This window comes from Sphingomonas sp. CFBP 13720 (assembly GCF_014842075.1).
GTDB lineage: Bacteria > Pseudomonadota > Alphaproteobacteria > Sphingomonadales > Sphingomonadaceae > Sphingomonas.
Window position 1 is genome coordinate 358,225 of record NZ_JACYVA010000002.1, and the last position, 13,953, is coordinate 372,177.

The 13,953-nt window shown below is 63.0% G+C and carries 14 protein-coding genes and 1 tRNA gene; 9 read left to right on the forward strand and 6 right to left on the reverse strand.

The annotated features are described in order from the left end of the window. The first annotated feature begins 44 nt into the window (after positions 1-44). From IFT55_RS06825 to IFT55_RS06835, 3 genes are all read left to right on the forward strand, one after another. On the forward strand, positions 45-1,049 hold the full coding sequence (locus IFT55_RS06825; protein WP_192090342.1) for a tyrosine-type recombinase/integrase: 1,005 nt from the start codon (positions 45-47) through the stop codon (positions 1,047-1,049). A 157-nt stretch (positions 1,050-1,206) separates the two neighbouring features. Beyond that, positions 1,207-1,280: transfer RNA gene (locus IFT55_RS06830), tRNA-Gly, on the forward strand. 496 nt (positions 1,281-1,776) lie between these two features. Then, on the forward strand, positions 1,777-1,977 hold the full coding sequence (locus IFT55_RS06835) for a hypothetical protein (protein WP_192090344.1): 201 nt from the start codon (positions 1,777-1,779) through the stop codon (positions 1,975-1,977). A gap of 310 nt (positions 1,978-2,287) precedes the next feature. On the opposite strand, the gene rsgA is transcribed toward IFT55_RS06835, so the two are convergent. From rsgA to IFT55_RS17380, 3 genes are all read right to left on the reverse strand, one after another. Next, a complete protein-coding gene (rsgA, locus tag IFT55_RS06840; protein ID WP_192090348.1) occupies positions 2,288-3,322 on the reverse strand; it encodes a ribosome small subunit-dependent GTPase A in 1,035 nt (344 codons plus the stop codon). Between the two features lie 4 nt (positions 3,323-3,326). Further along, the gene (locus IFT55_RS06845) at positions 3,327-3,521 is read right to left on the reverse strand and encodes a hypothetical protein (RefSeq protein ID WP_192090788.1); all 195 of its coding nucleotides are present in this window, start codon (positions 3,519-3,521) and stop codon (positions 3,327-3,329) included. A gap of 201 nt (positions 3,522-3,722) precedes the next feature. Then, positions 3,723-4,133: a hypothetical protein gene (locus IFT55_RS17380; RefSeq protein ID WP_249403642.1), complete on the reverse strand. Its 411-nt coding sequence runs from the start codon at positions 4,131-4,133 to the stop codon at positions 3,723-3,725. Between IFT55_RS17380 and IFT55_RS06855 the strand changes: the two genes are divergently transcribed. Beyond that, positions 4,132-4,272 (forward strand): hypothetical protein, encoded by a 141-nt coding sequence (locus IFT55_RS06855; RefSeq protein ID WP_192090349.1) that lies wholly within the window; start codon positions 4,132-4,134, stop codon positions 4,270-4,272. The genes IFT55_RS17380 and IFT55_RS06855 overlap by 2 nt on opposite strands. A 104-nt stretch (positions 4,273-4,376) precedes the next feature. Here the strand turns inward: IFT55_RS06855 and IFT55_RS06860 are convergent, their stop codons facing one another. Then, positions 4,377-4,802 (reverse strand): hypothetical protein, encoded by a 426-nt coding sequence (locus tag IFT55_RS06860; protein ID WP_192090350.1) that lies wholly within the window; start codon positions 4,800-4,802, stop codon positions 4,377-4,379. A gap of 33 nt (positions 4,803-4,835) precedes the next feature. Further along, positions 4,836-6,116 (reverse strand): glycoside hydrolase family 130 protein, encoded by a 1,281-nt coding sequence (locus tag IFT55_RS06865; protein ID WP_192090351.1) that lies wholly within the window; start codon positions 6,114-6,116, stop codon positions 4,836-4,838. A 134-nt stretch (positions 6,117-6,250) separates the two neighbouring features. Between IFT55_RS06865 and IFT55_RS06870 the strand changes: the two genes are divergently transcribed. Further along, a complete protein-coding gene (locus IFT55_RS06870) occupies positions 6,251-6,952 on the forward strand; it encodes an antibiotic biosynthesis monooxygenase (RefSeq protein ID WP_192090353.1) in 702 nt (233 codons plus the stop codon). A 281-nt stretch (positions 6,953-7,233) separates the two neighbouring features. Here IFT55_RS06870 and IFT55_RS17775 read toward each other — a convergent pair whose 3' ends face one another. Next, positions 7,234-8,652: an Ig-like domain-containing protein gene (locus IFT55_RS17775; protein ID WP_446740709.1), complete on the reverse strand. Its 1,419-nt coding sequence runs from the start codon at positions 8,650-8,652 to the stop codon at positions 7,234-7,236. A gap of 982 nt (positions 8,653-9,634) precedes the next feature. Between IFT55_RS17775 and IFT55_RS06880 the strand changes: the two genes are divergently transcribed. The 4 genes from IFT55_RS06880 (at position 9,635) to infC (ending at position 13,753) form a co-directional block, all read left to right on the forward strand. Then, positions 9,635-10,441, forward strand: coding sequence for a hypothetical protein (locus tag IFT55_RS06880; RefSeq protein ID WP_192090358.1), 807 nt, complete (start codon positions 9,635-9,637; stop codon positions 10,439-10,441). An 85-nt stretch (positions 10,442-10,526) separates the two neighbouring features. Continuing rightward, the gene (gene thrS, locus IFT55_RS06885) at positions 10,527-12,536 is read left to right on the forward strand and encodes a threonine--tRNA ligase (protein ID WP_192090360.1); all 2,010 of its coding nucleotides are present in this window, start codon (positions 10,527-10,529) and stop codon (positions 12,534-12,536) included. A gap of 40 nt (positions 12,537-12,576) precedes the next feature. Continuing rightward, a complete protein-coding gene (locus IFT55_RS06890) occupies positions 12,577-13,146 on the forward strand; it encodes a Uma2 family endonuclease (RefSeq protein WP_192090362.1) in 570 nt (189 codons plus the stop codon). A 73-nt stretch (positions 13,147-13,219) separates the two neighbouring features. Then, the gene (gene infC / locus IFT55_RS06895) at positions 13,220-13,753 is read left to right on the forward strand and encodes a translation initiation factor IF-3 (protein ID WP_192090364.1); all 534 of its coding nucleotides are present in this window, start codon (positions 13,220-13,222) and stop codon (positions 13,751-13,753) included. Positions 13,754-13,953 lie beyond the last annotated feature (200 nt).

Here is a 13,953-nt window from a genome sequence, read left to right on the forward strand (position 1 = left end):
GGAGGACGTGAAACGCGTGGAGCGGAGTGGAGTTTGGATACTCTTTGATCCTGACGACCGAGGCGCTGGAAAGCCTTACCGGCGCGAGGAGGGATCGGGACGCAGCACGGCAGCCGAACCCCACGACGCTACAGACGCTCATCGACAAGTGGCAGGCGAGCCCGGAATGGTCGCGGCTGAGCGACAATACGAAGAAGACCTGGGGGTCGATCGTGCGTGCGATCGAGGGGAAATGGGGCAAGGTTCCGCTCGCGATCTTCAACGATGAGCGGATGATCGAGAAAGTCGTCGACTGGCGCGATGCTCGTGCCGCCACGCCGCGGGCGGCGGATAACGGCGTCACCGTGCTACGAGCGCTGCTGAAGTACGGCATTCAGCGGGGTGCATTGCGGATCAACGTCGCCGAGAAAATCGGGAAGATCTACGTCAACGGGCAGCGTGCGGAGATCGTGTGGACGAAGGTTGACCTGCTCGCGTTCGAAAAGGCCGCAGGAGAAAAGGATCGCTGTGTCTATTACGCCGTGCTTCTATGCTCTGTGACCGGACTTCGAAGAGAGGATCTCGCGCGCCTGACATGGGCGTCGGTCGGCGAGTTCGCGAACGTCAGGAAGGCGAAGAAGACCAGCCGAGGGCGCCGTCACTTCGCGACGGTCCCGCGGATCCCGGAACTCGACGCGGTCCTCGCGAGGCTGAAGGACCATCCGCGTGCGTCAGGTGTGGACACGGTGCTGGTCAACCCGAAGGGAAAGCCGTGGAACCTCGATACGCTTACCAAGGAGGTTTCCCGTATCGCCAAGCTGGCCGGCATCTTTCATGTCGAGGTCGATCAGGCGGGCCAGTCCGACAGGCGGCACAAGCATCTGCACGATGCCCGTGGCACCTTTGCCACCTACCTCATGACCACGACCGACCTTACGGACGCGGAAATCGCCAGCATCATGGGCTGGTCCGAAGCGGAGGTCGAACGCATCCGCCGCATCTACGTCGACGATACCGCCCGTCAGATCGCGTTGGGCAAACGCATCGCGCGTGGCCTCATCGCGGATTGACCGCCTGGGTCGCGTTTCGCCTCCGTTATCGAACGTCGGTATCGGCATACGTGTTGACGGCAGGATGATGCTCATGGCATTGGCTGGCGTCGCCGATGTAAACCGGACTGTAAACCGGGACCCAGCAACGGTCTTTTCGACGCTAAGTCGTTGATATGCGGGTGTAGCTCAATGGTAGAGCAGAAGCTTCCCAAGCTTACGACGAGGGTTCGATTCCCTTCACCCGCTCCATGACAAACAGCCGTTCCTCCAAAACCGATTTGCCGCTGGCAGGATCGGTGATCGCGGCGCGTCGTCCCTCGACTCCCAGCACTACGTCGCCCCCCCGTCCGGCTTGGACGTAAGGACGATGCGGTCGATCAGTTCGCGCGGCGCCGGGTCGCCTCCAGCCGGGCGACGGGATCGGCCAGCGTCTCGTCGATGGGTTCGACCTGCGCGCGATAGTCGGCGGCGACCAGAAGGCCCCGCATCCGGCATCCACGTGGCAAGTCGCGCTACCCGAAAGCGGACGCTCGTTCGGCATTGCGCGATCTTGATCCCCCTTCCGCCTGTGCGTCGTCGCGCACGGTCAACGTCATGGCCGATACCGACGGACCTGTTCCGAGTATTGAAATCGTGGCGACGAAGGCGATTCATCGGACGCGCCGATGAACCCGGTGGTGGTTCCGTCGCAAATTCGACGATCAGGGGGTGGACGCGAAACCACCGACGCCGGTATCGGCACGCGATGCCAATAGCCACGACGATCATGAACTCGACCACCGGTCAGCCCATCCAGAAGCATATCTTCGGACGGATGCCGAAACCATGGGAATCCTTCACGCTCCAGACGGGCGAGATGGTCAAGGCCGACCGCGTCGATATCGGCAAGCCGGCACCGGGAAAGTCGATCACGCCGATTTATGTATGGGTCACGCCCAAGGGCTGATCCGACACACAATCCGCGTTTTGCCGTCGAATGCAGACAGCCGTCTTTCCGAACGGCGCGGCGAGTTGCTCCGCGTCACTAGGGAAGTACCCCGCAAGCATTAGCTAGCGTCAGAAGGCACCGGTCAGAAGGATCGTCGGTGCCTATCCCACTAGCCAGCCGTGTTCGTTCGCCGCTCCGCCAAAAGGATATCGAGTTCCTCGATCCGAAGGCGCTCCGGCGTGCCCTTCGCAAGCCCCTTCAGACGGCACTCCGCCCATAACCGTTTGCGCTCGGACTCCAGCGCCCGCAGACCGACGTCAGCCAATGGTCATCTCCTTCTTCGATTACCGATGCGGGCGCGGCGGACCGCCGCGGTGCCGCTGTTTTCAGCATCCTCCTGCGCCAGCTTGCGCCAGCGTTGAACGCGTGCGGCGTCAAGACTTCCTTCGGTCATCGCGGTCCTGATCGCGCATCCGGGCTCGTCGACATGCGTGCAGTTGGCGAAACGGCACGCGAGCGCCACCGCGGTGACATCGTCAAAGACCTCGGTGACGCCGGACGTGACCTCCGACATCTGAAGTTCGCGCATACCCGGCGTATCGACCAGCCAGCCGCCCCCATCCGCACCAATAGCGAGCCGATGCATCTCGCGAACGGTCGTCGTGTGGCGACCCTTGCCGTCATCCTCGCGAACGGCTTGTGTCGCGATGCTGTCCGACCCCGTCAGCGTGTTTACCAGCGTCGACTTGCCGACACCCGACGACCCTACCAGCGCGACCGTCTGCCCGAAGGCGCAATAATGCGCGAGCCGGGCAGCGCTTGTCGGGTCGCGCCCGTCGATCAATTCGACCGGCAACCCCGACTGAAGGGCGCGTGCTGCGGTGACCAGTTCCCCGGCGGTCGGCGACATGTCGGCTTTGGTGATGACGATCACCGGCCGGACGCGAACCTCGCGCGCCAGCACCAGATAGCGTTCGAGCCGCGCGACGTTGAAATCCCGGTCGCAGGACGTGACGATGAAGAGGGTATCGATGTTGGCAGCGACAAGCTGGACCCGCCGGTCGTCGCCCGGTGACGGGCGCTTGACCAGGCTCGTCCGATCCAGAATGCGCACGATGCTTCGGGTGTCCCGGTCGATCAGCAACCAGTCGCCGACGGTGGGTCGGTCTTCCGCTCCCCCCTGCGCGGGCAAGCCGGACGGAACCGAGTCCTCGAACCCCTGCCCCGCGACGGTTACCCGCCCCCGGTGAACCGACAGGACGCGAACCGGCCAACAACTGTCAAGCTGCTCCGCCGAAACCTGCGCACTGAAAAAGGATCTCCAGCCCAGCTGCGCAAGGACAGGATCGACCAGATCCGTCATCGCATCAGCCGACGTCTGATCCGCCCGAAGGATCCGAAGCCGCCAATGCCTGTTCGGCGGCTCGCTTGTCCGACTTGGCCTGCGCCTTCTTGGCGGACTCGGCCTGCTTGATCCTGTCGCGCTCGCGGCGCTCGAAGTCGTAATTGGGTTTACGTGCTATGTTGGTTGCTCCGTAGTTCGGGTCCCGGCTTGCGCCCACCGCCTGCCTAGACACCCTTGCCATAGGTTACACGGATCGGTGGTACGCGACCAGACCCGCACCAAAGATCACCAAAGCAACCGCCTGGATTGGTCGCAGCGCGATTATCGACAACGGGCCTCGCGGCGAGGGAGCAAAGACCGACTGGCGCTGTTCATCATGCACCCGCCCCGACCCGATCGCCATGGGCGGATGGTCCGTTTACAAACTGATCTTGCGCTTCTGCATCTCGGCCGATGCGATCTTGGCCAGAATACTATCGGCGTTACTCGAGAATATGTCCGCGAGATCGAGCAGGTCTTCATCGTGAAGTGTTTCGATCGACGTTGATACTTCCGCGAGCAGCCTGACGGCGTGATCAGCGGCGGCGGCGTTTTTCCTGATCCGTGTTCTGAGCATTACCGGCGGGTAGCAGGATCGGACCGGCGATGGCAGCACTGCATTACGGGCAACGGCGTAATTTGCAGTAGTTCCGTCAACCGGAACCGGATCGTTCGGTCGCGCCGATGGCAGCGGAAGGAGTATCGACTTACCGGTCAGACGCGTTTGACGACACAGCTGCCATTTCTGCCGCTTCGTGCGTTCGGACGACATGACAAAGGAGACGATCATGAGTCCTGCAAGCATTCCCGGCAACGAGCCCGATCCCGGCGATATGTCCACAGAGCCGCAGACCGGCGTGCCGAACGATCCGACGGAGGAACATGATCTGCCGGATGAAGATGCGGAAAAGCTGGGCAACTTTGCGTAACCGGAACGTGGTTCGGTAACGATTACCGTACGACGATCACGGGCGGTGGCGATCGACAATGATATGCCGATCGATCCGGTTGCGGCCACGCTTCTGACCCGCGTTCATTCCGGACTGGCAGGATCCTCATCGAGCGTGGCGACGCCCATCAGCGGATGCATGACGAAGGTCCAGCCATCGCCGCCGACGATCATCAGCCGCAGCAACTGGCGATCTGCGCTGCCAAGCAACGATGCCGCGCCGGACGAAGCGGCCAATGTGACGGTCGTACCATCCTGACGAATGCCGGTGGCCCAGCCACGCCGTCCCTCGCGGATCTCGGTGGCAAGGCGCTCGAGCGCCGTTTCGAGCGCGGTGCGCGCGCGTGGGCCAGTCACCCACGCGTAGCCACCCGGCTCCAATGCCGGTATCGCGACGGTGTCTTGCACAACCGCCGACCGTGCTGATTTCGCCGGAGGGCGGGACTTCTTCTTCGGTTGGTCCAGAGGGCGCACGCCCTCCATTCTCATCATGCGCGCGAAATCGTCCATGCTCGTCCCTTCGGTTGCGGATGGGTGGAGCAGCTATTCCATCACGGACAATATGTCGTCGACGCTGCCGACCGCAAACGCAGAGTATTCGTCGGCAATCGCGTATGGCAGCAGCACGCGTCGTTTGTGGAGCAATGCCCCGCAGCTATACGTAACATTGGGGACGTAGCCACCGCGCTGTTCGCCGCTCGGAAACAATAACGGCGATGGGGTTCGCGCCAGCACCTTTCGGGGATCGGCCTTGTCCAGTAGGCACGCGCCCACGCAATAGCCCCGGACCAGCCCGACGCCGTGGGTGAACACCAGCCACCCCTCGTCGATCTCGATCGGCGACCCGCAATTGCCCATCTGGACGAACTCCCATGGGTAGCGCGGCCCCATGATGATTTCGCCCGTGTCCCAGTGATGCAGATCGTCGGAACGCAACAGCCAGATATTCTCGTTGTCCTGCCGGCCGAGCATGACGAACTGCCCGTCGATCCGTCGCGGAAACAATGCCATGCCCTTATATGCCGCCATCCTGCCCGTCAGCGGCCGCATCTCGTACGTGCGCAGATCGATCCCGCGAAGAAGCTCCGCACGCGCGTCGCGGCCATCGAAGGCCGTATAGGTGCCGATCACGCTTTCGGTACCATCGTCGTCCGTGAAATGGACCAGCCGGACATCCTCGACCCCCTGGCGCTGGCTGGGCAGCGTCGGGAAGATCACCGTTTCCGAGATATCCTTGCTGTCATCGGACCGGAGCCGCACCCAGCCGGCCGCGTCGTCGTGTTCGATCCGTGGGGGGACTCCCTGCGCGCTGGGGGGATTGACCACCAGACCATCGGCACCGTCCCATGTGCCGGAGCGGAACGTGACCGACGAAATGTGCCCCTCTCCGACGCCCCGTAGCGACAGGATGAAGGCGATGCTGTCATCGGCTCGATCCTGATCGGGCACGGTCACGATCGACGGGTTGAATAGCGCAGCGCTCTCGAACGCATATTCCTGACTGAAGTAGGCCCCGATGAGCAACTGATCGCGCTCGGCCTCTACCGCGACACCCAGTTCGTCCCTGACTTCCGAAAAGCGGCGCAGGAAGACGCCGTCGACATTGCGATGCCGCGACTGCATTGCGCCGTGCAGGAGTTCGAGCATCCGCTGACGCATTTCGGGCGCCAGTGCCATCAGGCGCGCCGCCACCGCTTCGGAGCGGCTGGGCCGTCCCTCGGCAAAGGCGGACGGATAGCGGAAGCCGAATGGACGGATGACGGTGCGCGCCGGATCTGGCTTTAGCTCCAGATCGAGAGTCGTGAATACGTCCGCAGCGTTCATTGAACGTCCCTTGTTACCGATACGGGTGTTCAGCGAAGCGCGGCACGGTTCGATCCGTGACCGCCGCTTCCGCACGAGAAAGACGGATAGCAGAGGGATCGCAGCGAGACACCGGGGCCACGGTGCCGCCAGCCTTGCCACCTGTGCTGCGGGTGACGTTTTCGGCGATCACGGCGGTCGAAGTGACCGTAGCCGACCGGATACGTACCGGGACAGATGCCTCGGTGCTACCGGCTGCCGGTGGCCAGCCGGCACCAACGGCATCGGCGATACGTTCCCGCTCCATGCCAGCAGATCCAGATCAGACCGTTACCATCGTTACCAGCCGGGCAATTCGTGCCGGTCACGAAGAGGACTTCGAACAGTGGGTACAGGAACTCAACCGCCTTGCTCGTGCAGCCCCGGGGTACCGTGCCGCTATCCGGCTCGGGCAGACCGCTGGCTTCCAGCATCTGCTGTTCCGCTTCGATGACCAGGACGCCGTCGATGCATGGCAGGCCGACGATGCTCTAAGCGCCCACGCCGCGGTCGCCGACGCGTATTCGACGGTGCTGCGTCAAACTGCCCGGGGCGACGCAGTCGCATTCGATCTGCCCAGCGATGCAAGTGCCAGCAAGTCGAAGCGTTTCATAACGACGTGGTTGACTGTCTTTCCGATACTTCTGGGTATCAGCACGATCGTCCGCACGGTTCTGAAGGATGTCCCGCTACCACTTCAGCTACTGCCATCATCGCTGATACTGACAGCAACGCTACAATGGATCATCCTTCCCCGCCTGCAACGATACACCCGCTTCTGGTTACTACAGGACAGTTCCGGACGGCTCCAGACGTGAGCAATGTGTCGGACGATGCGGGATGACGGTCGTCCGGTCCGCGCAAAATCGCGGACAGCGCCGTGGTAGCGGTGAATGAACCCCCGCATGTCCGGCGATCGTCGCGCGGGACGGATCGGCCTGCCATATGCATGCACGATCTTCACGACGGTCCGGCGGTCCGTCCAAAGCTTTGCTTGCAGGTCGATGGACGACGCCGACGCGTGCCGACGCGGCCAGCGATGCGGCACCATATAGCCGTCAGCAACGTTGCGAACGACCATATGGTGCCGGGCGACTGGTTAGAATACGATCTCGCTATAGGCGTAGTTCGTCTCCGCAACGGCTGCGTAGACATAATATGCGACGTCATCGCGTTCAAAGGATCGTTCGAGCATCAGGGAGTCGACCGTTGCTCCATTCTGATCGCTCAGCGACAAAGTGCCAGTGTCGTCCGGCAGCGCGAACTTGCCGGATGTTCCGTTGACGATTCCGTCGTTGTTGCCGTCGCTCAGCTTGCTTGTCGTAATGACGCGATCTCGGACGCCGAAATTGACGATCGCATCCTGGCCGAGGTCCAGATTGAGTGCGGTGTCGAAAAAGAAAATATCTTTCGAATTTTCATTCCGGCTGTTTCCGAACGTGTCATTTGCGAACGTACCTTCCTGCGCCTTTCCGGGCCGCACGCTGGCATCGGCATAAACCGACCGTCCGGCACCGTCCGTGCCAAGGAAGCGAAGTGCGCTTACGCCGTCGAACTGTACGGTATCGCCCTCGCGTACTGCGTCGAGCGAAAGTCGACCGCCCGCGAGCTTGATGATGCCGTCATCGTTGCTGTCGCGTAGCTTGTCGTCCACGACCAGCAGATCGGAATGCCCGAAGTTGGTGACGCGATCGTTGCCGGTGTTGGCCGCCGATGCGAAATAGAAGACGTTCGATCCACCGACACCGGACAGCACCTGATCGGCGGCGGACGAACCGTTGACGAGGCCGGGCAGCTTGAGCAAATCCAGCAGAGGGTCGACCGTGTCGACCGGCGCCTTGGATACGGACAGGCGGACGATGCCGTTGCCGCTATTGTTCACGCCATCCGACGCGACATAGATAAAGCTGTCCGAACCGCTGAACCCCGCATCGGGGGTATAGATAAACGAACCATCCTTCGAAAATTCGATGGTGCCATTGGCAGGGCCCGATTTCAGTTTGGCAGTCAGCGCCGCACCTTCAGGATCCCGGTCGTTGGCCAAAACGTTGCCGGCGACGTCGGAACCTTCCTTGCCGGAAAAGTTGTCGGCGACAACGACCGGCGCAAGGTTCACCGGCTTCGGCGGCTTGGGCTCGGTGACGACACCCGAGTCGATCTGCGACAGTGTGGCTCCGAGATTGTCGGTTACGCCCAGATACATGGTGATCTTGGTCGATTCACCGGGCTTGAGCGCGCCGAGGCCGAAGGTCAGGTTCAGCGTCTGGTCGACGGTCTTGGCATATCCGACCGCCTGTTCGGTCGCATAGGCGGCAGCGGCATAGGGATCGGTGTTCACGAAGCCGTAGAAGGATGCGACCGCGCGCTGATCCGGGGTGTAGAGGAAGAACGGGGTCGACGGTGCGACCTGCGCCGTCACCAGCGCGCCATTGTCGCCCTGACGTTCGATCTTGTTCGCCGTGGCGAACTTGTCCGACTGGTCGGGATCGGCGGTCCGCATGTACCGCACGTCGTTCATCGTTGCCGAGGAATTGTTGGTCAGCGTGACGTCGATGCGGATATACTTCGCATCGTCGGCCAGCGTGATCNACTTCTGATTGCTGCGCACGACGGTGTCCCCGTCAAGCTTGTATCCGACGTTGAAGCCTTCGATCGCGCGCCCCTGCAACAGCACGTCGTTCAGGGTCGTTTCCTTGCCCTGACCAAAGCCGTCGAAGTCGGCAAACAAACCGACACGGCGAAGGCCGGTGTCGATGTCGGTCTCAATGCCTTTCGCAGCATTGTACATCGTTCCCAAAGTTCCGTCGACGTTGATCCCGATGCTGAGATACTTCCCCTGCAGAAAGACTTCGCCATTTGCTACGCCGCTACTAACTGACATGTTCTCTCCAGCAATTTCAGATTGGCAGGCCATGCGCTTGCTGCCGGCCACCTTTCCGCGGTCGACAGCAACTCGCCGACCTTCGATCGGTAAGATTGGGCAGGCTTGTATCTACAGGAAACAGATGAGGTCTAACGCTTGGAATTTGCACGATGGCCTTCTTCAGATCGATCAGCATGGTTAATGCCGTCAGTCGAGTCCTTCGCGGCGAAACGTGGCGCGCGCGCGACCAGTCAGTCATTTGCGACGGATCGCTCTCAAGCAATTGCCAAACCAGCGGATTTTCGAGCCTGCCGGTAGCCTGCCCGCACCCGGTTTTGGATTGCGCGGCTGGCGGTAACGCTGCCGCCGATCGCAAACTTCAAATTACCACAGTCGTCCGATTGTCGCCAAGCGCAGGGCGCTGAATGCCTTCGACGCGTTCCGAAGGCGACAGTCGATAAAAACCGAACGCCGTTTGAACAGAAAAAACCCCGCTGCCGGGGGCAGCGGGGTCAAGTACCAAACCAGCTATGCTTGCGGGGCAATAACTACCGGTAGGGAGCCAAACTGCTCAGCACGGGTTTCGTTCCGCCGATTACCCGTCGCGTGGCGGCACCGGCTGCGCTAGGGCGACGATGTGGCGACGCAGGTGATTCAGGAACGGTTTTCGGCGCAGCGTCCCGTTCCCCTGTCGCGGCGCGCGGCGACGCTGGCGTTGGTGATCGCGATCCATGCCGCGATCCTGTGGCTGATGCTGCACATCGCGCCCGCGATCATGTCGCCCCCGCCCGGCCCCGAAGACGCGCTGGTCGTCGACATGCTGCCTGCCGATCGGGTCGCGCCCGCCGCACAGCCCGCGCAAAAGGCGCAGCGCAAGGCCGCCGCAGGTGCCGCCAGCAGTCCGCAGCCGGTCGCGCGCACCGCACCGCCGCCCGACATTCCGCCACCGCCGCCGGTGCCGACCGCACCGTCGTCCAACGCATGGTCGCGCGTGATCCCGATGACCGGCCGCGACTTCGCCCGCGCCGCGATCGCCCCCGGCGCGAAGGCGCCGGCGGACGGCAATGCCGGCGCGGGCGATGCGGCGGGCGACAGCGGCGACGGCGATTCGCCATCCGACGCGGGTGGTGGCAGCGGCGGCGGGGAACGGCTCTACGCGGCGGACTGGTATCGCCGCCCGACCCATGCCGAATTGTCGACCTATCTGCCGCGTCGCGCGCAACCCGGTTGGGGCGAGGTCGCGTGCCGCACCATCCCCAACAACCAAGTGACCGATTGCCGCGAGATCGGGCAGTCGTCGCGCGGATCGGGACTGGCGGGCGCGGTGCGGCAGGCGGCGTGGCAGTTCCGGATCGTGCCGCCGCGCGTCGGCGGGCGGCCGATGGTGGGAACATGGGTCCGTATCCGCATCACCTATAGCGACCGGGGTGCCGCAATCGAGTGACAGGCGAGTGAGGGGCGAGCGCCTTGCCCTGTCCTGCCCCAGCGCCTATTCGGCAGTCGTTTTCCCTCTTCGCTCAGGTTTCTTCATGTCCGCACTGTTCCGCATCACCCTGCCCGACGGTTCCGTCCGCGAGGTGACGCCGGGCACTACCCCGGCCGATATCGCCGCCGCGATCTCGCCGGGGCTGCGCAAGGCAGCCATCGCCGCCCGCGTCGATGGACAGGTGCGCGATCTGAACCGCGCGTTCGACGGCGATGCCGCGCTGGCGCTGCTGACCGCGAAGGACGAGCGCGACGCGCTGGAGCTTCATCGCCACGACTTTGCCCATGTGATGGCCGAGGCGGTGCAGACGCTGTTCCCGGGCACGCAGATCACCTTCGGTCCGGCGACCGAGGACGGTTTCTATTACGATTTCGCGCCGGCCCCCGGTCGCGGCATGTTCACCGACGAGGACCTGCCGCTGATCGAGGCGGAGATGCGCCGGATCATCGCGCGCGGCGAGAAATTCGTGCGCGAGGTCGTCACGCGCCAGCAACTGATCGACCGCTGGACCGCGCAGGGCGAGACGTTCAAGGCCGAATGGGCCGCCGAACTGCCCGAGGGTAAGGAACTGACGATCTATCGTCAGGGCGAATGGCTCGACATGTGCCGGGGCCCGCACCTCGAATCGACCGCGAAGCTCGATCCCGCCGCGTTCAAGCTGACGCGCGTGTCGGGTGCCTATTGGCGCGGCGACCAGAAGAACGCGATGCTCAGCCGTATCTACGGCACCGGCTGGCTGAGCAAGAAGCAGCTCGACGCGCACCTGACCCGGCTGGAGGAAGCCGCCAAGCGCGACCATCGCAAGCTGGGGCAGGAAATGGACCTGTTCCACCTACAGTCCGAAGCACAGGGGTCGGTATTCTGGCACCCCAAGGGCTATATGATGTGGCGTCAGTTGGAGGCATATATGCGCCGCCGGCTGGATGCGACCGGCTATCAGGAGGTCAAGACCCCGCAGCTGATGGACGCGCGCCAGTGGGAACAGTCGGGCCACTGGGGCAAATATCGCGAAAACATGTTCGTCGTCCCCGACGAGGTGCCCAATACCGAGGATGAGGGCGCGGTCCTGTCGGGCGATGCCGACCTGATGGCGCTGAAGCCGATGAACTGCCCGGCGCACGTCCTGATCTTTCGACAGGGGATCAAATCGTATCGCGACCTGCCGATCCGCATGGCCGAATTCGGCTGCTGCCACCGCAACGAACCGCACGGCGCGTTGCACGGCATCATGCGCGTGCGGCAATTCACGCAGGACGACGCGCATATCTTCTGCCGCGAGGATCAGCTGGTGCAGGAAGTCCGCGACTTCTGCGAACTGCTCGATTCGGTGTACGAGGATCTGGGCTTCACCGATTATGCGGTGAAGCTGGCGCTGCGCCCCGAAAAGCGCTTCGGCAGCGACGCGATGTGGGACCAGGCCGAAGCGGAACTGCGCGAGGCGGTGCTGTCCGCCAACCTGTCCGACACGGTCAAGGCGGGGTTCGAGGAACTGCCGGGCGAAGGTGCATTCTATGCGCCCAAGCTGGAGTTTCACCTGACCGACGCGATCGGCCGGACATGGCAGGTCGGCACGATCCAGTCGGACCGCGTGCTGCCCGACCGGCTCGACGCCAGCTATGTCGCCGAAGACGGCAACCGCCACCGCCCGGTGATGCTGCACCGTGCGATCCTCGGCACGTTCGAACGGTTTCTCGGCATCCTGATCGAACATCATGCGGGCCGCATGCCGATGTGGCTGGCGCCGGTACAGGCGGTGGTCGCGACGATCGTGTCCGACGCCGACGACTATGCGCACGAGGTTGCCGCCGCGCTGAAAGCCGCCGGCATCCGCGTGGAAACCGACCTTCGCAACGAAAAGATCAACTACAAGGTGCGCGAACATTCGCTGGCGAAAGTCCCGGCGCTGGTCGTCGTCGGCAAGCGCGAGGCGGAGGAACGCACCGTCGCGCTGCGCCGGCTGGGCAGTCAGGGACAGCAGGTGCTGGCGCTGGACGATCTGGTCGCGATGCTGGCGGGCGAGGCGCTGGCCCCGGATCTTGCACGGGCACGGTGACGTGATGGAGTCGCGCGCACGAATCTGATAGTTTGTCGCAATGACCGTCTTTCAGAATATCCGTAACGGCCTGATCCCTGCGCGGCTGACCGTGGACGAACTCTACGCGCTGACCGAAGCCGGCCTGGTGGCCGAAAGCGAGAATATCGAACTGATCGACGGAGAGGTCGTGCCGATGGCGGCGGCAAAGGCGAACTGGCACGAACAGATGAAATCGGCGCTTACCCGGGCGCTGGTCCTGTCGCTGCCAGACGATGCACGGCTGTTCGTCGAGGCTTCGGTAACGCTGTCGAGCGCGACGCTGGTCGAACCCGATCTGGCAGTGTGGGTGAAGGGTGGCAACTCGCGGGAGATGCGCGGCCCGGATCTGTTGCTGGTGGTCGAAGTGTCGGACAGCTCGCTCGCCTACGACCTGCGGGTAAAGGCACCGCTTTATGCCCGATACGGCGTACGCGACTATTGGGTGGTCGATGCGATTCGCCGCACGATCCGCGTGCATCGTGATCCGGTCGACGGCACGTACCGCGATGTCGAGGAATATGACGGCGACGTCACGGTGCCTGCATTGCTGCTGCCCGGCGTGCGTATCACGCTGGATTCGATCGACTGACCTTTCACTATTTCGCTGAATTGCCTATATAGACCTTTGGTCAACTACAGGAGCACCACCTATCCGTCCGCCCATGATGCGTCGCCCCAATGCGCCGCCGCCGATGAACGGCCCCCGATTCAACGAATTCATCCAGTCGCCGAAGGTCCGCGTCATCGACCAGGACGGCGAGAATCTGGGTGTGCTGTTCACGCGAGAGGCGATCGAACAGGCCGCTGCCGTGGGCCTCGACCTTGTCGAAGTCTCGCCGAACGCCGATCCGCCGGTCGCGAAGTTCCTCGATGTGGGCAAGTTCAAGTACGAGGCGCAGAAAAAGGCGAACCTCGCTCGCAAGACCCAGAAGACGCAGGAGATCAAAGAGATCAAGATGCGTCCGAACATCGACGATCATGATTATGATACGAAGATGAAGAAGGTACATGATTTCATCGGCGAGGGCGACAAGGTCAAGATCACGCTGCGGTTCCGCGGGCGCGAACTGAGCCATGGCCAGCTCGGCATGAACCTGCTCAAGCGGGTGCAGGAAGACGTGACCGAAGTTGCGAAGGTCGAAGCCTATCCGCGCATGGAAGGCCGTCAGATGCTGATGGTGCTCGCGCCCAAGTAAGGCTGCGCATCGGTCCGAAGGTACAGGCCGCCTCGTCCGCAACGCCGGACGGGGCGGTTTTCGTTCGGGGACCGCGCGGCGTCCGCTACGATATCATGCGGCTGGGGCCACCCGTTCGTGCCGAACCGCGATGGAGCGACGTCGATAGATGATCGGGTCGGATCGTCCCCCGGACGATCCCGAATCATGCGGCGCACGGT

Bases quoted from the DNA above. Each gene is read 5' to 3' on its own strand.
- rsgA (WP_192090348.1), bottom strand. From the start codon at position 3,322: ATGACGGATCTGGTCGATCCTGTCCTTGCGCAGCTGGGCTGGAGATCC.
- infC (WP_192090364.1), top strand. From the start codon at position 13,220: ATGATGCGTCGCCCCAATGCGCCGCCGCCGATGAACGGCCCCCGATTC.
- IFT55_RS06865 (WP_192090351.1), bottom strand. From the start codon at position 6,116: ATGAACGCTGCGGACGTATTCACGACTCTCGATCTGGAGCTAAAGCCA.
- IFT55_RS06890 (WP_192090362.1), top strand. From the start codon at position 12,577: ATGACCGTCTTTCAGAATATCCGTAACGGCCTGATCCCTGCGCGGCTG.
- IFT55_RS17380 (WP_249403642.1), bottom strand. From the start codon at position 4,133: ATGATCGTCTCCTTTGTCATGTCGTCCGAACGCACGAAGCGGCAGAAA.
- IFT55_RS06855 (WP_192090349.1), top strand. From the start codon at position 4,132: ATGAGTCCTGCAAGCATTCCCGGCAACGAGCCCGATCCCGGCGATATG.
- IFT55_RS06860 (WP_192090350.1), bottom strand. From the start codon at position 4,802: ATGGACGATTTCGCGCGCATGATGAGAATGGAGGGCGTGCGCCCTCTG.
- IFT55_RS17775 (WP_446740709.1), bottom strand. From the start codon at position 8,652: ATGAACGACGTGCGGTACATGCGGACCGCCGATCCCGACCAGTCGGAC.
- IFT55_RS06835 (WP_192090344.1), top strand. From the start codon at position 1,777: ATGCCAATAGCCACGACGATCATGAACTCGACCACCGGTCAGCCCATC.
- thrS (WP_192090360.1), top strand. From the start codon at position 10,527: ATGTCCGCACTGTTCCGCATCACCCTGCCCGACGGTTCCGTCCGCGAG.